The 24,324-nt window shown below is 38.0% G+C and carries 13 protein-coding genes and 2 pseudogenes; 5 read left to right on the top strand and 10 right to left on the bottom strand.

Annotated elements, in window-relative coordinates; all coding sequences use genetic code 11:
- The coding region (locus AB6E54_RS13685; protein ID WP_372168905.1) for a hypothetical protein at nt 1-7,918 on the bottom strand (7,918 nt) is incomplete at its 3' end.
- A gap of 258 nt (nt 7,919-8,176) precedes the next feature.
- Between AB6E54_RS13685 and AB6E54_RS13680 the strand changes: the two genes are divergently transcribed.
- Together AB6E54_RS13680 and AB6E54_RS13675 are read left to right on the top strand one after the other, a co-directional pair.
- A complete protein-coding gene (locus AB6E54_RS13680; RefSeq protein WP_108194302.1) occupies nt 8,177-9,136 on the top strand; it encodes a peptidoglycan DD-metalloendopeptidase family protein in 960 nt (319 codons plus the stop codon).
- 532 nt (nt 9,137-9,668) lie between these two features.
- Nucleotides 9,669-10,895, top strand: coding sequence for a tyrosine-type recombinase/integrase (locus tag AB6E54_RS13675; protein ID WP_086714117.1), 1,227 nt, complete (start codon nt 9,669-9,671; stop codon nt 10,893-10,895).
- Between the two features lie 770 nt (nt 10,896-11,665).
- On the opposite strand, the gene AB6E54_RS13670 is transcribed toward AB6E54_RS13675, so the two are convergent.
- Nucleotides 11,666-12,436 carry a TerC family protein gene (locus tag AB6E54_RS13670; protein WP_086714118.1) on the bottom strand — a complete coding sequence of 257 codons (771 nt, stop codon included), beginning with the start codon at nt 12,434-12,436 and terminating at the stop codon, nt 11,666-11,668.
- A 280-nt stretch (nt 12,437-12,716) separates the two neighbouring features.
- Nucleotides 12,717-13,225: pseudogene (locus AB6E54_RS13665) on the bottom strand (transposase); the annotation flags it as partial.
- A 152-nt stretch (nt 13,226-13,377) separates the two neighbouring features.
- Between AB6E54_RS13665 and AB6E54_RS13660 the strand changes: the two are divergent.
- On the top strand, nt 13,378-14,304 hold the full coding sequence (locus AB6E54_RS13660; protein ID WP_228761174.1) for a LysR family transcriptional regulator: 927 nt from the start codon (nt 13,378-13,380) through the stop codon (nt 14,302-14,304).
- Nucleotides 14,305-14,998: 694 nt separating this feature from the next.
- Here AB6E54_RS13660 and AB6E54_RS13655 read toward each other — a convergent pair.
- From AB6E54_RS13655 to AB6E54_RS13635, 5 genes and pseudogenes are all read right to left on the bottom strand, one after another.
- Nucleotides 14,999-15,325, bottom strand: coding sequence for a hypothetical protein (locus AB6E54_RS13655; RefSeq protein WP_229647823.1), 327 nt, complete (start codon nt 15,323-15,325; stop codon nt 14,999-15,001).
- A 28-nt stretch (nt 15,326-15,353) separates the two neighbouring features.
- Complete coding sequence (locus AB6E54_RS13650) at nt 15,354-15,923, bottom strand: AbiV family abortive infection protein (RefSeq protein WP_229647824.1); 570 nt, start codon at nt 15,921-15,923, stop codon at nt 15,354-15,356.
- Between the two features lie 61 nt (nt 15,924-15,984).
- On the bottom strand, nt 15,985-16,710 hold the full coding sequence (locus AB6E54_RS13645; RefSeq protein ID WP_086714120.1) for an EAL domain-containing protein: 726 nt from the start codon (nt 16,708-16,710) through the stop codon (nt 15,985-15,987).
- Nucleotides 16,711-17,414: 704 nt separating this feature from the next.
- Nucleotides 17,415-18,206, bottom strand: a complete 792-nt coding sequence (gene trpC / locus AB6E54_RS13640) for an indole-3-glycerol phosphate synthase TrpC (RefSeq protein WP_086714121.1) — start codon at nt 18,204-18,206, stop codon at nt 17,415-17,417.
- A gap of 206 nt (nt 18,207-18,412) precedes the next feature.
- Nucleotides 18,413-19,338, bottom strand: a pseudogene (locus AB6E54_RS13635) (alkene reductase).
- A gap of 563 nt (nt 19,339-19,901) precedes the next feature.
- Between AB6E54_RS13635 and AB6E54_RS13630 the strand changes: the two are divergent.
- Both AB6E54_RS13630 and mrdA read left to right on the top strand, forming a co-directional pair.
- Nucleotides 19,902-21,197 (top strand): dicarboxylate/amino acid:cation symporter, encoded by a 1,296-nt coding sequence (locus AB6E54_RS13630; protein ID WP_086714200.1) that lies wholly within the window; start codon nt 19,902-19,904, stop codon nt 21,195-21,197.
- 191 nt (nt 21,198-21,388) lie between these two features.
- Nucleotides 21,389-23,275, top strand: coding sequence for a penicillin-binding protein 2 (gene mrdA, locus AB6E54_RS13625; RefSeq protein WP_102333503.1), 1,887 nt, complete (start codon nt 21,389-21,391; stop codon nt 23,273-23,275).
- Between the two features lie 285 nt (nt 23,276-23,560).
- Here mrdA and AB6E54_RS13620 read toward each other — a convergent pair whose 3' ends face one another.
- On the bottom strand, nt 23,561-23,950 hold the full coding sequence (locus AB6E54_RS13620) for an IS30 family transposase (RefSeq protein WP_267868993.1): 390 nt from the start codon (nt 23,948-23,950) through the stop codon (nt 23,561-23,563).
- 5 nt (nt 23,951-23,955) lie between these two features.
- Nucleotides 23,956-24,117, bottom strand: a complete 162-nt coding sequence (locus tag AB6E54_RS13615) for a diacylglycerol kinase (RefSeq protein ID WP_102333505.1) — start codon at nt 24,115-24,117, stop codon at nt 23,956-23,958.
- Nucleotides 24,118-24,324: the final 207 nt, after the last annotated feature.

Below are 24,324 nucleotides of genomic sequence, written 5' to 3'. Positions count from 1 at the left end.
AGTTCATCGCAGAGATGTTGCTGTCCGTCACATCCCCCGGTTCAGTCACTTGGATAGCGGGCGTTATCGGTAGAAAATGAGTTTCATCCTGACTTCCTACATTTCCTACTAAATCGGTATATCCACTTACAATCAATATAGCTTTCTGCTCATTTAATCCTGGGTCTGGTAACTGTGTGACTGCTCCTTGCCAAGTTTTAGCATCACCCAACATAGTTAAAGGCGTCAAAGACTCACCAGCTAAGGTTGCCAGTATTGTTCCTTCTGCAATATCTTTTTCAAACTCAAGCTTTACATTTACAACATTGCCAATAGATTGATGGATAGGATCAAACGTCACTTTGGTCAGCGTTGGCAGTACACCCTCGACCCCCATAACCAAACTATCACCTGTTCCGGGGATAGTATTTACGCTTTCGTAACTATTATCACCGACCCGTATGGTTATGTTTTTATCTTGTTTTTCAGGCGCTATGTAATTGACCGTCCAAGTTATGTTGTCTGTTGTACTCCATGATGCTTGCTTCAACTCGCCTGTATCATTGCCATCACTTGCTTGAATCTCTACATCTGAAAATTCAAATTGATTAACCTCTTCAGTGAAGGTAAACAAAAGTGGAATTTCAACGCCACCAGCCAAAGGCATTGATGCTGCCGTTGATATTGTTAGCTCTGGAATACTTGCTGCTTCAACTTTTGTATTTAGTGACTTCTCGGTCTGGTGTTCAACTAAATCGTCTGCCGTTACATTTATTAGATAATCGCCAGGAGATAAAAGATAACGTATCAAGTAAGGGTCACCGTCTTTGGTCGGTTCTTCAATTGATTGTGGGTTTACCGGGGCATCGGTACCGTTTTCCGCAGTAGAACCAACACTGCTTAGATTTTTATCGAAGACGTATGCTCTTACATCCAAATAATATAGCCCTTCCTCTGGAATCATCGAATCCTGAGTACTGGTGATACTTGAAATGACCGGTGCTTGGTAATCAACAATGGATGCGATGCCTTCAGCATCGTAAGTCTTGTTGAGCACATTAAAGTCAATAATAACTCGCCCGATAGAATCGGTTACGGTTACTTTTTGCATATACTCAGCTTGAGCATCGATATCAAAAGTCATCGTATCTGAAGCTGTTGAAGAGGCTATTTTCCCAGAAAACTTAATCGTGTTACCTGAAACTGGAACCAAATCTATAGCATAGGAAGCAGCCTTTACATCCTCTCCCTCTTCAGAGGTAATGGTGAACGCTTGGCTATCATTAGTAAAAGCAAGCTTACCCCCTTGTAAACTCGTTATTCCATCAAAAGCCAAATCAATAGTTGGTATCCTAATGTCAATATCAATCGTCTTATTTTGAGTCCAACCTACATTGTCAGTTGCTTCGACATTGACTCGTATCGAATTCAACTCTTCTAACTCAGTTTTTGGAAGATCAAAATAAAGGTGTGAATTGTCGCCAATGTCATCTTTATCAAATACATATTTAGGATTAACTATTGTGTACTTAACCTTTGCTATACCGCTACCTTCATCCCACACAGAAAACTGAAATCTAACTAAGCTAGAATCATCCGGAGATTCATTGAGGGATACAGTGTCGTCAACATTTGGTAGGCTATTATCGACCATTACGCTGACTTCATCGCTTATAGACTCTCCCCATACATCAATAATTTGAATTTTAGGCTTGATAAATTGACCATCTAGTTTGTCATCTAATGGCGCGGTAAACGTCGAGCAAGAATAGTCATCCTCACACTTAGTGAAAGGGCCAAAGTTCTCTGGGTTATCATTCAAATTATATGACGCACCATCTAGAGTTGCGACGACATTTTCAAGATCAGAATTTTGTCCAACCTTCACCTTGAATTTCATTTCAAGGGTCTCACCTCGAATAATAGTATCTTCAGCAGGGCTGGTAATAGCGATTTCTAAATCGCCTTGGGCTGGAAGCAATAATTCTAACGCATGATCCGAACCTAAGTTTCCGGCGACATCAGACAAGTTCTTAATCGTGTATAAGTGCTGTAACGCCCCCGGAGAGAGGATATCGGCATACAACTCTCTATACGTACATGTCGTTATACCCAATTTAGAGCTACAACTATTTGGTTCAAAAGACACATTTAATCGATTTCTTACCAATAACGGTTCGTTACCATCACTAATATCCACACCAGAAAGATTGTCTTTGAAGCTCAATGTTAAGCTCAGAACTTTCTTACCTTCGGCGTTCAAACCAACGTCATTGCCAGTAAATTGATATGTGTCTTGTTCAACCGTAGGGGCATCGATATCCATCATATTAAAGCTGAATTTATTGACTGTTTCAGTATCATTCGTTCCTACTGTTTTCGTTATCAAAACCACAGGTGAAACAGACATATTCACATCAGTTGTAATGCTACACTTATAATTTTCTTGAGGATTAGTTATAACACCTGAATAAGCATTGTTCGAACCATCTTCCGGCACACCGTCTGAGGTGTAATTCTCTCTAACCCAACATTCTAATGTTTTTGCTTTTACCTCACCCGCAGGGCCAAATTCAACATTAAGGGTACTTCCCGATATATGACTTTGGAAGTCAGTCGGTTTTACGATTGACAGAGCAACACCTTGACGTTGCACATTGATACTTTCTGACCGTTCGGAAACAGGCCTTTCTTGTTCAGAGCTATAGCGAACGTTATTATATACTTTGAATTCCAACTGATAGGCACCATCTTCCGTTAGATCTGCCTCTGTCAACCTAGCTTCCCAAAGGCCACCTTTCTGAGAAAATGAGATATTGTTGGTTTGTTCCCCATATTTATAAGTACCTTCAACTAGCGGGATCCCGCTCTCATCTTCAGCATCAATACTTATAATTACAGGTTCAACACGAGTAATTTGTATCTGGCCACCAGAAGAAACTGGCGTGCCATCTTCATATGTGAAAGTAACCGAGTTAATAGTGGGCTTTGAGTTTTGAACTTTAACCACATAATCTATGCTTGTCGTATTCCCTCTAATGTCGGAACCACCTAATCTGATAGTGCGAATCGCACTATCACCATCGTTTTCACCTCTTAAAGGAATCTTCATATCTTCACCAACTAAGGTGCTTGCATCAGAGGGGTTTTCTTTGAAAGTCCAATACTCTAATGTTTCATTGTTAACACCGTCTGATGATGGTGTTCCCCTATCATTTAAATCTTGGGCTGAAAGATTGAATACATAATCACCAAGATAGAAACTTTCCGGATCAAACGCATTTAACTTTAGTGATGGGCCTTCACGATCTAGCAGAACAGTTCTAATTTCTGTTTCAGATTCAAACCCATATTCGTCTAGGGCTTTGAGGTACAGGTTAGCCTTTCTGTCTTCGCCAATCACTATAGTGTCACTTTGCGTTTCTGTAATTTCGATATCAAAGGGCTGCGTTGGATCTTTGGGGTCAATTGAACGTATTGCAGCGTTTTGACCTTGTTGCCAAAGTTCAACCTTAGATACATCAGAGTCGTCAGATACTGATGTAAGCTTTACAGTAAATGCGGTACCAAGAACATAGCTTTCACCTGAATTAGTGTCTAAAACCCAAGGGTCAGCTAATTCAATTACTGGTCCCTTGTTGTCGACCAAGAATTCAAATTCACCACTGTGTGTTCCCGATGGAAAAGAACTGTCTGTTGCTGTTACGTAGAAGAAGTTTTTCTCATTATATTTAAATGCCTCCGCAACTAGTCTCACCTCTACGTTAGGCTGCATGCCTAATAGGTACGGCTCAGTACTCTCTTCAGGTTCTGTTTCGTAATGTTGCAAAGTGAAACGCCTGCCAGACTCTGACTTCATATCGACTTCAACCAAACTCCCTGGACTCAAGCTCCAAGTAATATCAGGTACCCAGCTAGTATTACCACCTAAGTGGTTAATAATTTTAGATCCGTTTACTACCGGACCTTTTGAATCAAGTAATACACTAAATTGAGGGGCATTGGTCGTCTGACGGTTAACTATATTAGACAAATTGTCTTCAGCACTCACATATACAGTCCAATTACCATCTTCTGGACTAAGAATGTCATCTTCTGCGCTACATTTGTCTCCAGAGCATAGTTTCACCTTAAAATATTTTTCTTCATTACTTGAAAAACGGTTCGGAGCATAACTATTGCTTTCGCCTGTGGCCGCGTTATAGAAAGTTAGGCCGCGCTTATCCAACTTATCCCCTACAGGATCATCAATTGTAAAAGTGAGTTCTTGGTTATAATTGGTGTTCAGGTAGACGTCCTCTTCGACCGGGTTATCGTCACCACCGATCGGGGGAGTGTAAGTGACCAAAGGATAATCATTATCGATATATAAGGTTTCTATATGGGGATCTTCCCCATTGTAACCATAGCTATTTCCATGCTCGTCCATTGCACTCGTTATAAGCTCAAACTTGTCAATACCTGTGAGATTTGACGACTCAGTATCAAGGGTAAATAGATACTCTTTTTTATAACTATCACCATCTGACTCTCGAATATTCAGGTCAATTGGGGTTCCCGTATTCGGTTCAGTTTTTTCATACCACATAGTAACAAATGATGGCTGACTGCCTTCTTCTACTACAATGCCAGATGGATCTTCCAAAAGAATCTGCGAATTTAAAACACCAGCAACATAATGTTTATTTCCAACCCATGTTTCTCTGCCATTTTCGATACTTAGCGAAGGTTGAGGCGGTGATATATCAATACTTTCGCGATCACCATCAATAATCAGTTCGCCGTCTAGGCTTGGGTTCGCCATTGATATTTGGTCGGCATATCTTTGTGCTAAGTTAGCTGCAACACGATACTTTTCAGTCATAATGTTATAGTACGATTGCGCTAAGTCATTACGGTAAGACGTTGAGCTAAATTCATATGAATCTAGAACTATTTTTTTACCCCCACTACCAATACCGTTAGCTTGGCCATCGTACTGCAAGTCATCATAAATAGCGGAAGCAAAATCAACAGAGTTACTTAGTAGCATATTGTTTACTTGGGTAATGTCGTAAATCGCTTCTACTAAAAACCTATGAATATAATTATTAGGTAGTTTTTCTGGAATAGCATCTTTCAACATTTCATTCGTCGCATACGAAACGATCGTTGGGTCGAAACCAAAGAATGAATCGCTTCCACCAGCGAGAGCATATTCTACGTCGTCTAAAATTCGTGCGGCATTCTCAGGAGTCTTGTTTCCAGCTTCAACTTGATTCCATTGAGAGTCAAACAGTCCGGTTTGGTATGTTGCTAGCTCGGTAATATAAAAAGTCTTAGAACCATTTAGTTTGAAGTAAGCTCCTATATTCGCGCTATTTAAGTTCACTTGTTCTGATTGTGTACCCGGATCACGTTCCCACTTGTAGTAATGCGGTTGTGTATTACCATCAATACCGATTAGCCGCACTCGCATAAAGTCGTAGTTAACTACATCGGTTGTTGTTTCACACCCAGCAACATCTAGTGCTTTATTTGTTCCATCACTTTCTAAGTGTTGAATCGTGGTACATCTTCCTAACGAGGTAAACTCCCCCTTCGAGTTTAACCCCTCCAATTGCACACTAGCCCCGATAAATGGAGTAACAATCGTCATTGTCGGTAAGTCGAAACTACTACGAAAATATACCTCTTGCTCAGCACTTTCATTTTCAGACTCGTCAATAGTTTGAATCACTAGTTTTTGACTGCTGTTCTCGGATGTAGAATCGAAGTTGTCACCAAGTATCTCTTTTACAAAAGGAACATAATAGATGACCTCATTTACGTGCCCTTCAGTATCAGAGATAGTTTCGTGGGGTATTTTAGCGGCAGAGGCTACGGTATCGGTCACCTTCTGAAGCGCGTAGTTGTTATCATTATTTGGGCTTACTAAATACTTAACAACTAGCTTAAGTTTGTCGGCACTAGATCCTAACCCCGTATCTCCATTGCCATCTGAAACTCTGACACGAACATATGGAATTTTGTTATCTTTGAGGTGGTTGACATTAAAGTCACTGAAATCAACACCTGGAATTGAGCTTAAAATCCCCTTACTCGCGTAAATGTAATCAATCTTCAAATAATCACGAGTGGATTGAACCGTTTCTGATGTGTAGGTATCTTGCGTATAAACATCTTCTTTAGATACTCGCTCCCCATCAACACTAACGTTGACATAATTCATTGGAGCATTCTTTGGATAGCTAATTACTTGCTCCGGAGCTTGATCATCCTTAGTTACTGTATGTGGCTCTATTCCTACATTCCCTTGCGTATCTGTCGCCGTAATTTCAAATGAAGTTGTTGATGATGAAAAGTCCGCTGCAGGATAGCTCTCTTCGAAGCTACAAGCGCTACCAAACTCAGCGTTCATCGGCTTACATTCTAAATTTTTAGGTAGTTCTCCATTGATTCTTACCGTCGTTGATTCGATATTTTGATAATCTTCTTTTATAATTCCTCTAAGAAAATAGTTATCATCTTTGCCATTGAAAGTATCTTCTGAAGTTACCTCAATTACTGGTGCATTGTTGTCCCATTCAAAGTTTATATACTGGCCAACATCTCGCCCTTGAACTAATTCGTTGCCTAAGACATCAGTCGTATAAAAAACCAAACGTGCCGCAGTGACATTTGAGAGTTCCGTATCCGAATCAACTTCTACCGCGTCAATGGCTTTTGTGTCTAAACTTACTTTAATACTTGTTTCTCTAAGACCAGATTCAAAGCCGTCGAACTCCAAGAAACAAAACTCACTACCCGCAGTATGTTCATCGTCACACTGACTCTCGAGAGACCAGACACCGTCCAGTTGGTATTCAAGGTACGCTGAAACACCTTGAACACCAATTTCATCATTGAGCTTAATATCCACTTTATCGAGACCTGCCAATACATCACTATCTGTTCTAGACACTGTAGGCGCTTCGGTATCAATTTCGGTTTCATCGCGAGGAGGGATCACACCGCCAGTACCGCTATTGGTGCCTTGGTCATTAATCTTACGGCTAAAATCAACATAGTCGTCTGCGTCTGTTCCTGAAATATTTAAGTTAGGATCATTGACGACAATTAGAACATGCTGTGCCAAATCGTTAGTGTAAATATCACTAGAGACTTTTTGTTGACCGAAGGTCAAAGGGGTTACCCCTCCCGACACAGTACTTATTTCCAGCCCATCAAGAAGACCATCGGCAATGACATCTCGATATTGGATATCAGCCAAATGCATCGATGTGTAAATATTACTCTGAGTATCACCGTATTTTTGAATTAGGTCGTACGAATAAGAAGAATAAGCGGTTAACAAAGCACCATATTGGTGACCGGATGTAGCAAAACTACTTTGACCACCTTTAGTAATGTCTATCGGAGTAGTTTCATTGACATCGAAACCATACATATCGTTAATGCTATTTAGTGATTCCGATATAGCAGTAGAGTCTGACACTCCCCTGCCTACTTTGTATTGAGTTAAGCCTGAAACAATGTTCGTCAAAGGGGTCAGCATTAAGTTTTGATCACGCCCTTCTTTGTAATTGAGCATGGCTTCTAAACGCAGTGTTTTGCCGTTACTGACAGACACTGTATTTTTCGTTAAGGGATCGGTATAACTGCCTTCTTTAGCTACGATGAAAAGTGGCATCGATGAAGATTCAAATTCAACCTTGTAGTCACCAAAAGCATCGGAAGTCGTACTTGCTAACTTCCTACCTAGGTTTCCATCCTTGTATTCAAACACCTCAATTTTCGCACCGCTCACAGGAGCGTCAAAAACGTTACCTGAGATGCTTCCGGTATTCCTTGCTGGCGGGGTGTTATCACCTCCACCTTCCCCACCGCCACATGCGCTTAAGATAAGCGACGTAACAATAAGACCTAATGTTGATTTCAGCGTATTTTTAGTGAACATAGTATTCTGGCAGAGTATATTTTGCCGCGATTATATTATCGTCTAAAATTTTCTCAACATGACATAATAACTACTTGCAAAGTACAATTTAGCTAAATCAAAAGGTGAAAGGTTTGTTTTTTATCACTCTAGAAACACACCCTATGCCTTTAGCCAGTCATTAAGAAGGAATGAACTAAAATAACATGCAAAAAAAACAAATAAATATTATGATCTAATTCTTATTTTTGTCCATTAACCGAATTTTATTGATGATTTATGTATTTGAAAATAAATAGCCATTTAAGTCGCCGCACCCTTTCCTTTGGCCTTTTGATGGTTTTTTTGATCGTTTCAACAGCCATATCGCTAAGCTACAACCATTCAAATACTGATAAAAAACAGACACCTAAAATAGCCAAACCCAAAAGCATTCATATTCCAACCCCAGCTCCGACATCTGAAATGGTTTCAGGGGTTGTGAAATACTCTTTTGTCAGTTCCATACTATCCTCTGGTTTGACGAACAATGAATTAAAATCACTATTGAGTCTATTAGGTGATAATTTTGACATTATTAAATCAGTTAACAACGGTGATAAGTTTTCAATAAAAACCCAACATGATGGTACAAACACAGAATATGTCAGTGCTTTTTACTATTTAGGCAGTGATATAGAATTTTTTGCTATGAGGGGGGCGGATGATAATATCTATAACGAAAATGGATATAAATTAAATAATGACTATGTATTCCCTCTTCCTAAGCATTATCGAGTAAGTTCATCATTCGATTTAAACAGGAAACACCCTATAACGAATCGAATTGCACCTCATTTTGGAACGGATTACGCGACACCTATTGGCACAGAGATTCATTCGTTGTCCGACGGTGTCGTTTTGAAGTCTCGATATAACCGTTTCGCAGGTAACTACCTAACCATAAAACACACTGATGGAAACTATGCGCGCTACCTTCATCTTTCAGAAAGACATGTCTTAGCTGGGGAATACATCACTAAAGGTCAGATAATCGGTCTTACTGGGAATTCAGGCCGAACAACTGGACCTCACTTGCATTTAGAGCTTTCGGTTGCTGGAGTACCAGTTAACTTCGAACAATATATCAACGCAGACAAAAGCTACAACGACCAATTTATATACATCGCTCAAGCAGAGCGTAAACAGCTAATAAAAAGCCTAGCTCAATCGATACAATCAAGCCAACCTCCAACATAGTGCTTTTCGGAGTAACATTTGATTTTATCTTTGAGGCAAACCAAGCAAATACTCGCATTATTTGTCTCCGAATAGGCGACTCAAATAACGCGTTCTCTCACTAACTCATTTCAAGTTGCTAGCATTTGAATCAAAGGCTTAGCCGCATAAGTACTGCGTTCTAAATTGTAACTTAATAGTCAATTTCAATTGAACTCTCAAGAATCTTTGCGCAAATGTCTTTTTCCGTAGTTCTTCTAGGCGATATAGCGCTTTACACGCCCTAGCGAACCCTTACAATGTGCAGCAAATATATTTATCAAGGTTTATCTCTATGTCTATTCAATGGTTTCCGGGTCAACTGAATTAAAATTCCAAGAACAACCAATAAATACCAAAATCAACACAAAATCAATCATTTAAATAGAGAAACCATCCCAGGACATTCCAGTAAATCCCACTCCAATTCAACATTTTGGTACCCCACCCGGTACCCCACCAGACTAGTTTGCTATACAATGGTCTCTATTTTCTCATCTATGTGATTATGATTATGGCTAAACGGATTACAGATACATCAATAAAAGCGCTCGTTATCAAAGACAAGGAATATACCTACACTGTTGAAGAGGGCTTACAGCTCCGTATTCGACCTAAACGCTCTAGTGCAGGAACTGGAACGAAAGCCTGGCAGTTTAAATATCGTCACCCTGTAACGCGAAAAGTAACCAAAATTTCGATGGGAACCTATCCTTCTTTACGACTGGCAGCCGCCAAATTAGAAGCAGCAGAGTATCGGAAACAAATTGCGGAAGGTTTAGACCCTAAGCGCCTTAAAGAAGATAAGAGAATTGAAGAGCTGCGTAAGCACAACGATAACTTTCTTGCTGTTGCAACGATGTGGTTTGAAAGAAAACGTAAATCTGTTAGCCCCTTTCATGCAGAACGAACCTGGAGAACATTGGAGAAATACGTATTCGACCATTTAGGCGCACTTCCCATAAGTGAGATCAGTCGACGTTATGCTATTGAAACACTGAGACCATTGGAAACCGACGGTAAACTATCAACTATTAAAAGAATTTGCCAAAGTCTAAATCAAATAATGGAATACGCTGTCGCAAGCGACGTCATAGCAGCTAATCCCCTAACAAAAATGATCCATTCGTTTGAGAAACACCAAGTTGAAAACATGCCCACTATACGCCCAGAGCTTTTAGGCGAATTTCTGTCTCGCTTGTCACAGAACGAAAACATCCAAGATAAAACCAAACTACTTCTACTGTGGCAGTTACATACCATCGCTCGCCCAAAAGAGGCGGCCAGAGCGCGCTGGAAGGATATTGATCTTAAAAATAATTGCTGGACTATACCTGCTGAAGAAATGAAGCGTAGGCGTGAACACAAAGTACCTCTAACCGAACAAGCAATAGATATTCTTAAATACATTAGAATTCAAAGTGAAAATAAGGAGTTCATCTTCCCGGGAGAACGAGACCCAAACAGTCATATAAGTATCTATACGGCCAATGCAGCTTTGAAGCGTAGTTTAGGGTTCAAAGATGAACTTGTAGCACATGGATTGAGGTCCATAGCTTCTACCGCGTTACATGAACAAGGGTACGATACGCTTCATATTGAGGCTTGCCTATCACACATGGACAAAAATACGACAAGAGCAAGTTATAACAGATCTGACTTTTTCGAAAAAAGGAAAGTGCTCATGCGCTGGTGGAGTGAGTATATAACGCAAGCGCATAGCAGCGATAGAATAACGTAAATGAGGTGGTTGAAATTTAATAACTCTAGTTAACTTTCGGGAGCACTCTCTATTTTAAAGAGGCCAAAACATAGAGAATAGCTGGAGTGACCCAACAACGTCTGCAGGTAAATTAAGCAACTATATAAGCGAGCTTAGGATGGTTCTGCCATATGGCAACTACTAATCTATGCCCGCAAACACATTTAATGTACGTAAAGAAAATGGGAAACAACTTCCTCTGAAAAACCAAAACTGTTTGAACGCTAGTCCAAAGGACAATAACTTAAGCAAACGAAACTAACGTGGGAAAATAATTCCGCACACCATTTTATTATGCCTTAAGGCTTGAGCGCAATGTTCAATATGCGTCCACACGTCAAATAGCATAGCATTAACAGGACAGAAACTCATGGTAGTACTTCTTGTTTCTTTGGCGAGAAGAGCATACCATTTTCAGCAGTTGGCTGCCTCTTCTACACCTTTTCATGAATGTCGCACTTATTATCTAAATCGGGTATAGAAGCTAGAAGACCAAGTGGATACCAAGAACACCGAACACAAATTATGGTAAAAAGAGACTTTGATTACTACCTATAAGTTACTGCACCGACAACTGCCATATTAAATAAATAATGGGTTGTCTCCAGTAAACAAAGAAAAACCGGCCTAAATTAGAACCTAAGTCTATTGAACACCCCACCAAAAATAAGTTCAATCAGTTAAGTGGAATGAGTCGTAGTCAATTCCACTTCTACTTGATAACCTCGTCAATGCAGAAAATTATATTATTATAACGTCATCTGATTCGCTTTAGACTTAAGTACTTTAATGCGATGGATAATTAACGTTCTCTTTTGTTTGTTTTTTATTTGTATATGACATAATTCAAGCGCAAGACCAAACACCATAGCAAAGTATACATAACCTTTATTAATATGAATTGCTAACCCTTCGGCCATCAACAATCCGCCTAAGAGAACCAAAAACAATAAAGCCAGTGTCTTAAACCCGGGATAACGCACAACCAAATTGTTTATTTTTTCCGCGGTCAAAATCATAAAAACAGCGGAAGTCAAAATAGCAGCTACCATAACAGGTATTTCAGACGTTAAACCAACAGCGGTTATAACTGAATCCATTGAAAAAACGGCATCTACCGCTACGATCTGAAGGAGTACTACAGCCAGTCCAGCCTTGGCACGAGTTGAGTAAGACGATGGTGTATGCTTCAACCATGACCAAAGTTCTTTACCACTTTTAACCAACAAGAATCCACCGCCCATAATCATAATTATATCTCGTCCGGTGAACGTTAAATCGGCTAAACTCAACAAAGGGTGAGTAAGAGACATCACCCAAGAAATAGAAAAGACCAAACCTATTCTGGTTAAAACGGCTAAACCGATCCCCAAATTACGTGCGGTTTTACGCTGCTCTACGGGAAGTCGCTCACACAGAACAGAAATGAAGACAACATTATCGACACCCAAAACGATTTCAAGAATCAGTAAGGTTGTAAATACTACCCAGATTTCGGGTTGTAGAAAGAGTTCTAACATTGTCTTGCCCTCTCAATAAAAGAAGACGATTGAATACAACGGCACCTAAAGGAGTCGTCCATAGAAATAAATTACCTCTTTGTTAACGGTTAAAAATTAATTTCTAATATCTTTTCGTTACGAATAATAGAAACAACCAGTAATAACTCAGCTAAATAATAGCTTATTCACGCACCTCGATTAAGACAATAAAAATCACAACACTTAGTCCAATGAAGACCCAATAGATCGACCTAATGATTTAAATCAACAACTTTGCCACAGAGCTACATAGGGGTCATAGAACCAATACGGCTCTCTTAATCTTAATCGCAGCGTGACAAGCTGTCGTGTAGTAAGTGCCATCACCAGACACCTCAAGGATGCTTCGGTGTGTTTGTTTAAGTAAGTTCGGGAGTGCTTCTCCATCTGTAACCGTCGATAAACTTAGCTTAGCTGCAATAATTTCATGAGTGTTTGTCTAGACTACAATATGAAGCTTTCGCTAAACTCTACGCTTGCCATCCATCCCGTGTTTTTGACTTTCCATTCGTCTTCGCCATAAACCTTAAGGCCAGTTGCATCAATGGTTAGGTGTTGGTATCGCTCCTCTCGTTTTAGTCTTAAATGAGACCTCAACTTGCTTTGTTCGATAAATCCTTGCAGAGATCTCAGTGGCATAGAAAACACTCGTTTCACTAAAAGCGTTGTCGTGATGGCCAAATCACTGTACCGACGTGATCTCCAGCGCTTATTCGGTTTACTTCGCGCCCACCTGATTATCACCTCTTCATCACTCCAAAAAGTCAGAATCGAATGAAGCTATTTATATTGTTGTTATTTGTGTAAGAAAGATAACTGATTTTCATCCTAAACCGACATGAGTAAATTAAATAATTCACAGACACCAATTAAGTCCGTATAATTATAAATACAAAGTCAACATGGGAATTAATGGTATAATGAAAAGCCATATTATTGAAATTCGCCACTTTATTACAGTAGCTCAACTAGGTAGTTTTACGCTTGCGGCCCAAGCTCTCGGTATGACAGGCTCAGCCTTAAGTAAAAGCGTTCTTCGACTAGAGAAGCAACTGGGTACAAAACTACTGCATAGAACGACTCGACGCATCGCATTAACCAATGATGGAGATTCTTATTTTGCAGATTGCCTTAAGGCAATGACGATTTTAGAGGAAGCTGAAAAGCGATTAAACAACCAACAATTACTGCCTTCTGGACGTGTTCGTCTCGACTTACCAGCTGTTCTCGGTAGAAGAGCAATTTTGCCCAAGTTGCTAGAATTAACGTCCAAGTTCGAGCAATTAGATTTATCAATCACCTTTAATGACCGTCCTACTGATTTAGTCAGCGACGGGATTGATCTTGCGATTCGAGTTGGCCACTTAGAAAACTCAGGCGATATTGTTGCGCGTAAAATTGGGGAGCAAAAAAGGGTGATATGCGCTTCACCCTCTTATTTAGCTACTCGAGAGCGTATTACCAAAAAAGAGGATCTCGCCCAACACGATTGCATCGTCGGTTGGCCTATAGGACAAAGGCATAGTTGGTTATTAAAGAATAAAAAAGGTATGAATGAATCGTTTCATATTGATGCCCGCCATGAAATAGCCGATTGCGAAGGTATCTTACAGTCAGCTTTATCTGGCACGGGTTTAGCGCAATTACCTGTCTGGCTAGTTCAAGAGCATATTGAGAAAGGACATTTATCCCCGGTATTGGAAAATATCTCAGGTGAAAGTTCACCAATAAGTGTAATTTGGCTTAAGACACCTTATATTTTACCAAAAATTAGAGTCATCATAGATGAACTCGTGGCTTTAGCGAGCTCTCACCCAAATATTTTCAATGCTTCATTAGACGAATAAACCACTCATTTTTAGTAAGAATAGTTGTACAACGTTATATATTTCTCTATCAAGCCCACTTACTGGTAACCCAAATAAAGTGGGCTCCCAATAGTATCCATAACTATTATCTCTTAAAATCTTATTAGCTGTCGTTTGATAGAGAAGCTGCGATCATTTTTTAATATTAAACAGGATTTTTCAATACAGTAATTTAGAGCCCCACATTCAGGCCTCAATTTTTACGTGTGACAATTTAATAAATGGTTTTCTGTGCTGATAAGAGCTTGGTGGTATAGTCATGCTCTTGATAAATAAAGTTCACTTCATTCGAGCATTGCTATTTATTAATATAACGATAGCTATACTTTTATGCCTCCCTCTATCTTGACATAGAAGTCTGAACTCGCGCCCAATCTATTTTCTCTTCTCCAATTGGAACTGGGAAAGATCAAAGCCGTCAATTAAGCTTAAGAAGTAACAGTATTAAATGGTATTTCCTTTATTCTTGAACATCAATCACCGACATTATGGCAGGAGCCTTATTAATATCAACACTTGGACCTGCATTGGCAGTTACAATCATAGTCTCGCCTAAATATTATTTAGCTAAAGAGATTAGTGGAATGAGTAATAATAATCCCATATACTTGAGTAAGTAAGGCTTTAGCTTTATTTTCATATTTTTATCGTGATTAATTTATATTTTCAATCATTAATTATTCAGATTTTCGTGTAGTTCTCTAATCTCAGAAAACAAAGAGACTGTAGTTTCCATACTATCTTGGTTAGTCACTACTGATATTATATCGTTACAAAAATTGTATTTTGACATGATCACGCCGCCCCGATGTGTCGAAAGGTCGTTTTCGATCTTACTATTTGTATCAATTAGCCCCCAATCAGCATTTCGATGACGTTGAAAAATTACCCACAAGTTTGCCCCTATATTTCTATCTAACAAACCATTTATACCATTTGATATAATAACAGTCCCTAAATCAAAATTGGTGGCATTACAAAAATATTGTCCACTTCCCAAAATTAACCCCATAAAATAAAATGTCAAATTATCCGTTATCTCTAGCGCTTTTTAACCATAATTCAACCTCTTTATACAAACTATCAATTGAGTCACAAATAACTGATGACTCGGATGTAACCCCCCAAAACTCGTTACTAAACACACTAATTACTGTAATAAAATACTCAGCAGTAAATATAATATCAAATTTATCCAAAGGTGAATTTAACCCATCCTTATCTCTATTAAGAGTTAATATTTCCTTATCAAAATTTACCCCTAATGCGTATCTATGAAAAATGTCTTTCACACGATCATCACTAATAATTAATGCTAATCTTTTAGCCACACTAGAGTTAAGACCGAGCAAAGTATCATGTTTTTTGGTGCTCTTAACTAAGTTTATACGTTGCTCTTCTACACTTGAACCTCCGTATATTTCAATTTGCCATTTTTTAATCTTCGATATCTCGTCAAATACTGAACTTAGAATAATAGAACTAGATACATACTTCTTCGAAAGAAAAAGTACGTAAGCTGACTCTATCAGTTCACCAACGTAAAAGATTGCCAAATTATACTCTTTACGACTTAAATGCTTCATAACACTAGCCATTATTTCCTAATAATAAACGTTCCAAAAAGATCCCACTAATTAAAAATTTCATATAAAAAAGTCAAACATTTCTTAATGAAAGATTAAAATTATTTATTTCATTAATAGGCATTGGCTTCCCAAAGACAAAACCTTGGAAATTAACCACACCCAAATCTAATAAAAATTTTAGGACTTTTTCATCTTCGATCCCTTCAGCAACTGTTTCAATATTTAACTCTTTATGCGTAAACTCGACAAGCCACTTTAAAACTTTTCTTTTTTTTTCACATTTTAAAATATCATTGGTTAAAAATCTATCCAACTTAATTACATTAATATTCTCAATATTAATTATTCTTTCTAAGGATGTATAATCTCTTCCAAAATCATCAAGAGCTAACCTTATAAAGGGAAATTCTGAGGTCAGGAAATTCATAACTTTATTTACTTTAGAAAAATCGTTTACTCTTGAGCTCTCTAATAATTCAAGATCCAAACTAGCACAATTAAAACCATCAAAAATTTTGTTTTCTGAAATTTTAAAAAATTCAAAAAAGGAAGGGTGTACATTTACACTGATGTTTTTATTTGAGAAACAACTCTCTTTTTTTAGGCTATCTCTTAACAACCTAATAATGAATATATCAAACTCATAGTTATCTTTACACTTTTCAAGTATATCAAGGGGAACATTATAAACCCCATTTTTTTTACAGCGTAACAAAGCCTCATAGCCGTATATGGAGAAAGTACCGTCCTTCTTAGCAGCTACCTTAGGTTGATAAAAAAAGACCAAGTCATTCATTATGATGAATGCACCTCTAAAAAAATTATCATAGTTGTACTTACAATAACCTATTAACTTCTTTGATAGAACTTAAAGAAATACAATTCTCTTAGTCCTAACAAGACCTAATTAGAGTTCAAAACTTGATACATAAAAAATGAACGTTTGAAATATTAACTTGCAAAGCCATAAACAACCATTTTGACAACATCGAAAACACTCCACCAAGTAATAAGGTTCCTATTCTAACCAGAGAAGTGGCACAAAGCGTTAACAGCAAGGCTGGTTTATAGATAACGGTAAGTCGCTGATCTAGTCAAGCTGAAGAGAAATAGCAGCTACATTATCAAAGTTTTTCGGTGGCTTGCTGAACAAGATTATCGTCCATTGTGAGCCTAGCAATCGAGACTGCACTAAAAGCAATCCAAACATGATAACCAACGATAGTGAGATAAATTATGAATCGTAAAGTAATTAATTAGGTAAGCTTAGAAAATAAAGTTTCGATCAAAAGAATGCCACTCTCCTTTGATCGGGCCATGCCTCCCACATCTGCACTTATGGTGGTTATTTCCTCTAAAAGTAAGAACCACCGGCATAGACGGTGGTTTTAAAAGCCAACAAAAAACTGATGCTATCGTTATACGTTTGTTTAAAATAATCTTTAGAAATCATACTTTGTACAAATAATAATCGACTTCTCATAGAGCAACAATAATTCTTTAGATACCTTCAATTAACTCTTTAACTGCATGTGCTACGTCATCTTTCCGCATTAAGCTCTCCCCCACTAGAAAACTATTAAAACCTGATTTTCTTAGTCTCAGGCAATCGTCATTAGTAAAAATACCACTTTCACTAACTAACAATTTATTTTTGGGCGTCATTTTTGACAAATGCTCACTAACGTTGAGGTTCACCTCAAAAGTTCTGAGGTTACGGTTGTTTATCCCTAACAGAGGAGACTCTAACAATAATGCTCGCTCCATTTCTTCTTGATTGTGAACTTCAATTAGTACGTCCATCCCAAGTTCAATAGCCAAACCTTCGAAATCTTTAACTTGCGAGTCACTCAAAACGGACATTATTAACAATATACAATCGCTTCCCCAAGCTCTAGATTCATATATCTGATAATAATCAAATATAAAATCTTTTCGCAACACAGGTAACTTGCAGGCTTGGCGCGCATGAGCCAAATAATCTAAAGAGCCTTGAAAACTTGGCGTGTCCGTCAGAACTGATAAGCAAGCAGCACCACCTACTTCGTAACCATCTGCTAATGTTGCCGGATTAAAATCTGACCGAATCAACCCTTTAGACGGACTGGCTTTTTTTATTTCTGCAATTAGACCAAACTTTCCTTGTTGTTCTTTGTTCATTAATGCTTTGACGAACCCACGCGTTGGTGGCTGGTCAAGAGCTATTTCCCTAACCTCTTTTTCTGGACGCGTTAATTTCGCGACCTTAATTTCTTCAAGCTTATAATTTTCTATCTTTTTAAGTATATCCATAATAACGTTTCCTTAATATAATCCATAGTAGTTTCCATATAAAAACCATTTTAACATAAAATCAAATCATCATTAGTTGTCATATGTACCGTAAGATGCTAATAAATATCAATTTAATAAAATAAAAAATAATCAACCAATCCTATTCTACCAATTGTGAATAAAGTTTAGAGTTATATTTACAAAATTTCTAATTATTCTTAATTCTATTCAGTAAGTTGGAGGGGGGGCATAAACAGTGGACCGAACCCTACCATATCAGTTAAATCAGACTCTATTGCTATTCTGGCCTGTTCGGAATGATATCGACCAGTAGAAATTATTATTCCTTTATATAAATCTCGAATAGCTATTTTAAACTCTATAGGGATTGCTGGGTCATCACCCGAATCAAATTCATCTATATGAATATAGACAACTCGCGATTTATTGAGAGATTTAACTGCTGATATATAAGTTTTTGCTGTATTTTTATCGACAGCTCCGTTTAGAGGTGCAAATGGAGCCAAGCGACCCCCTACACGGTCTTTTCCTATAGCACTAATAAGAGTATCAACAACCACATTCAAAAAAGCAGGCGATTCTCTGTAAAACCTTCATACTCATAAACGAAGGTATTGCCCTCTGATTCTATGAATTGATGAGCGAAATAGCCATTTTCTACATGTAGTTCGACACCATCAAAGCCAGACGTCATAGCAGTCAAAGCAACTTGTCGATACTTTTCAGCGATGTCGAAAATACTGTTTGTAGTTTCTTTTGGTATTGCTGCCCCGACAAACTCCTGATTACGATTTTTAGTATCAACAAAAACCTTAACACTATCTTTTTTGACTACGGAAGAAGTAATAGATTGTCCACCATCGATATTTTCGGGGTGACCACCGTACCATAATTGAGCGAAAATCACGCCACCACTTTTGTGAACTGAATCAGTGATTTTTTTCCATTCCATAATCTGTTCTTGAGTATCGAGAGCAGAAGGCAACGAATACTCTTGTTCTTTCGGATAAAACAGATTTCCCACAGCGATTCTCAATCCCGCAGATGAACGTCGAGAATAATATGTTGCCATCATATCGTTAACGAAGTTTCCGGATTTAGTGGCTTCAGAAAATGCTACAGGTGGCATAACGATACGATTTTTTAAAACAATTGAACCTAAATTAATAGGATGCAATAACACATCAACCATATCAATCCTTTCTTTTAATATCAAAAATTTAAATGCCTATTATTAAATTGACATAAAAAATAATTTTAAATGTACCATTTATATTCCAAGATAATTATAAATTATTTCATAATTATAGTATAAACACAAAGTCCCACCGAGACTCAATCAAAGTATTGAAAACCAGATAAAACCGGGTTAGCTTAACATGGACTTTTATAACTTACATAAACATATAAATATAAATATAGATAAATTGATAAAATCAATATTTCCCGACATCAAAAATATAGTTTAACTGAAATTTTTCTAAACAAGAAAAATAGCAGGGGAAAAGATTTAACATCATTATTTTTATAAATTGATAATCTTAATATTAACTGAAAGTAAATACCTGATTTTATAGTTTATTTGTTAAAATTTTTAGTAGTGGTTCTCACCAAGTCCACAACTGAGCATGTATTTCCACCTACTGTATTCTCAACCATTTTTAAATGATTTCAACATAATGGAGTATCTTCATGAAAACTAACAAGCAGATGTCTTTAACCGGCCGTGTAATATCAGGGATGGTTATAGGCGTCTTGACAGGATTTATAATTCGCACATTTTTTTCCTATAACGAGTTTATTGATTCCTATATTGTAAATGGACTATTCGAAGTCGGGGGGCAAATCTTCGTTGCTAGTTTAAAAATGTTAGTTGTACCACTAGTATTTGTTTCACTCGTTTGTGGTACTAGTTCCTTAAAAGACATATCTACATTAGGAAGAATGGGAGGGAAAACCTTAGTTTTCTATGTAGCAACAACTGCTATCGCGATTACACTCGCACTTACAATGGGCGTATTGTTTGAACCGGGATCCGGTGCCGATCTCACAGCTGCTAGTTCATTTAAATCGGTAGAAGCGCCGTCTTTAGGCCAAGTGATCATCGACATGTTTCCAACTAACCCAATAAGCGCCATGGCTGAGGGTAATACACTGCAAGTTATCGTATTTGCAGTCCTGTTTGGCATAGCCATTAGCATTTCAGGCCAACCTGGCAAACAAATTGCTGAATTATTTTCCAACTTAAATGAAGTAATAATGAAGTTGGTTGCTTTACTGATGAATCTAGCGCCATATGGTGTATTTTTCTTGATGGCAAAACTGTTCAGTGGCTTGGGTATTGGCGCAATACTCAATCTTGCTGAATACTTTTTAGTTCTAGCCGGAACCTTAATTTTACATGGTCTTGTAACGTATGGCTTAATGTTAAAAGGCTTTACAGGTTTGAATCCTGTTTTGTTTCTGCGAAAAATGGAAGATGCGATCATGTTTGCTTTTTCGACAGCATCATCTAATGCCACTATTCCGGTAACAATGGAAACTGCAAAACACCGCATGGGCGTAGCAAACCGAGTATCTTCCTTTACAATACCTTTAGGTGCAACTGTAAATATGGACGGTACTGCAATAATGCAGGGCGTTGCTACTGCATTTATAGCTCAAGCGTTTAATATTGATTTAACAATGGGCGATTATCTAATGGTAATCATGACTGCTACACTAGCATCTATTGGTACAGCCGGCGTTCCTGGTGTTGGGTTGGTCATGTTAGCAATGGTATTAAATCAAGTAGGTTTACCTTTAGAAGGAATAGCGCTAATTATGGGCGTTGACCGCCTTCTGGATATGATTCGTACAGCGGTAAATATTACAGGCGACAGCGCAGTAACAATTATTGTCGCAAAATCTGAAGGAGCATTAGACGAAGCTCGTTTCAATGATCCAACGGCAGGTTTAACTGAACACCCAATACGAAATAACTCCTAAATCATTCCTCGTTCTATTTCCAAAAAAAAAGCCTGGTAATAATATCAGGCTTCTAAAAACTAAGTTTAAATTCAATCTATATAAACGAGTGCATCCTATAAAATAAAACATAACTTCAAACCAATGAAAAATTACATGTTTCATACATAATATAAAAGCCTCTAATATATAGAAGGTCGAGTTTGATATGAATAATAAAAAAAATAAAGCTTCGTGATCATAAAAGAGAAATTAGTATTTTCAGGACCAGAATAATTGTTGTATATTCTGGAATAATCTTTCTCACTTTAATCTTAATTGGGAATTTATACAGGCTCCAAGTGATAAATTTTGAACGTTATAAAGCATTAGCTGATGGTAACAGAATAAAATTACTTCCTATTGCTCCTACACGTGGATTAATATATGATCGAAACGGTTCTTTACTTGCCGAAAATAAGATCACATATACTTTGACATTGATTCCAGAGCAAACAGTTGATGTAGAATTGATGCTACAAAGGCTTAGCAAATTCATAGTCCTAGATACAAAAAAAATCAATAACTTCAAACACCGCTTAAACAACAAACGTTCCTTTGAATCGGTGACGCTCTTAGAAAACATGAATGAAACAGAGGTCGCGAAGTTTTCGGTTCGTAAATATCAATTTCCCGGTTTATCTATCGAAGCCAGAAAAAAACGCTTTTATCCTCATGGTGAAGTCCTTACTCATGTGTTAGGTTATGTGGGAAGGATTAACAATAACGAATTGATAAAACTGGATAAAAAAGGTGTAGTGGCTAACTATCAAGCAACTAAAGTGATTGGGAAACTTGGTGTCGAACTATATTATGAACATTTACTTCACGGTAAAAAAGGGTACAGAGAAGTAGAAGTCACGAGCCAAGGCCGCATCGTTAGAACAATTAAATACATACCGGCATTACCAGGTAAAGATATCGTTCTAAACATCGACTTGGAACTACAAAATTACTTATTTCATCAACTAGCTCCGCATACAGGTAGTGCCATCCTACTAGACTCAAAAGACAACAGCGTATTAGCGATGGCATCAGCTCCTAGCTATGACCCAAATCTTTTTGTCGATGGGATATCTAATAAAAACTACCAAAAATTATTAGATGACCCTGCCCGTCCATTGATTAACCGAGCTACATTAGGCGTTTACCCTCCAGCTTCAACAATAAAACCTTTTATGGCCATCGCTGGTTTGCAAGAACGTGTAATTTCTAACAACACGATTCGCGATAATCATGGTAAATGGAAAATCCCGGGATCTGCACCAAACTCGAAAGTGTGGCGAGACTGGAACAGGTGGGGGCACGGTCCAGTAAACGTTACCGAAGCTATAGAAGAATCAGTCAATTCATTCTTTTACCAAACAGCATTTGATTTAGGTATAGACCGAATATCTTCTTGGATGAAACGGTTTGGTTTTGGTGAACCGACAGGAATCGACCTTTATGAAGAAAGTACCGCTAACCTCCCGACTCGAGAATGGAAACTGGATCGTTATCGTATCCCATGGTATCAAGGAGACACTATTCCAGTAGGAATTGGTCAAGGTTACTGGACCTCCACTCCTCTTCAGCTTGCGAAAGCTACATCCATCTTGGTTAATCGTGGCCAGGTTACAGCTCCACATTTACTTAAAGCAACGTTAAACCATGGAGAAAGTTTTAGTACACAAAAGATAATTGTACAGGCACCGATAAGAGTCATGAAGGAAGTGTCAAATAAAGTTTGGGATATTCCACTTAACGCAATGCGTCTGGTAAACCATGGTAGCCGTGGTAGCGCTAGAAATGCTTTCAAGCATGTAGAATATATAAGTGGTGGTAAATCCGGAACTGCACAAGTCTTCAATCTTGCGAAAGGCCAGGTTTATAACTCTAAAAAACTTGCGAGGAGCTTACATGACCAAGCGCTATATACTGCATTTGCACCGTACGAGTACCCACAGTATATCGCAACGGTCGTAATTGAAAATGGTAATGGCGGCTCTAAAGTAGGTGCGCCTTACATAAGAAAGTTATTAGATTTCGCTTTCGACAATCAGAAGAATGACGTTCAATAGATAGTGATAGTGATAAGTTGTTAATCGTCTATAGCTGTAGAAATAACGAAAAGCTATTTACTATCTTTCAATATGTATCGATGTTACTTTCTCTTAGTACGAACGTTCCTCCACCGATAAGCAGGGTGGAACAACAAATATTTGAGCTTTTTGTACCGACAAGTGTAAATACCCCCTTAGCAGAAATCTGATTTTAGTAGTTAGGGGGCTACATGAATTAGGGCATTAGTTTTTATGACAAAAATAATAGCCCGTATTCAAGTCCTAAGTGCGACACTTCGCCATTTAAGCAGCCATGCAAATTTCTTTGAATATAACCGCAAGTTGCTTAAAACCCAAACACTTCTCCGGCCTATAGTTAATCCTCGCTATAGCAAACAAGATAACATCATCGCCAACTTCTCTTATGTTTTTCCCTTTCGGAACATACTGACAAAGGAGTCCATTTGTATTTTCATTGGATCCACGCTCCAATGAACCGCATAGATGAGCAAAGTTAAATTCAGCGTCTAATGCTGTTGCTATCTCTTTGTGGTTCGCAAACTCACTACCGTTATCGGCGGTCAGGCAAGAACCTATTCTTGTTATCATGCACATTATTATTCTTAAACACTCAACCGCGATAATGTAAATTCTGAAAATTAAAAATCTATCGAGTGAAACGTTATTGCCCATGTCAATCAAACAACTCTAGAAAAAACTCGACATACTTCGATTATTATAAACGATACAAATATACTTACACCTACTGCGGCAGAAGAAACATCTTTGATTCGACCTATTTTAATATTTTGATTTAATTCAACAAAGTCACATAGTGCTTCTATGGCGGTATTAAACATTTCTGATACTGGACTAATACGGTCGCAATGAATACCAAACTAAAATCTAACCATTGACTGAAATAGAAAAACCCTATCATCAATATGATAAAAAGTGCTAATTTGTAAGCGACGGAAAAATCCATAAGGACAGCAAGACACCTCTAAGTTCTCTCCTAATTTTTCGAATCGGTTTAAACCTAGAGCCCCCTTATCTAATCTCATATA

It is taken from the genome of Vibrio sp. 10N.247.311.49, assembly GCF_041467655.1.
Taxonomy (GTDB): domain Bacteria; phylum Pseudomonadota; class Gammaproteobacteria; order Enterobacterales; family Vibrionaceae; genus Vibrio; species Vibrio crassostreae_C.
The sequence above is the reverse complement of the archived record's forward strand: the minus strand, read 5'-3'. Positions and strand labels throughout refer to the sequence as shown.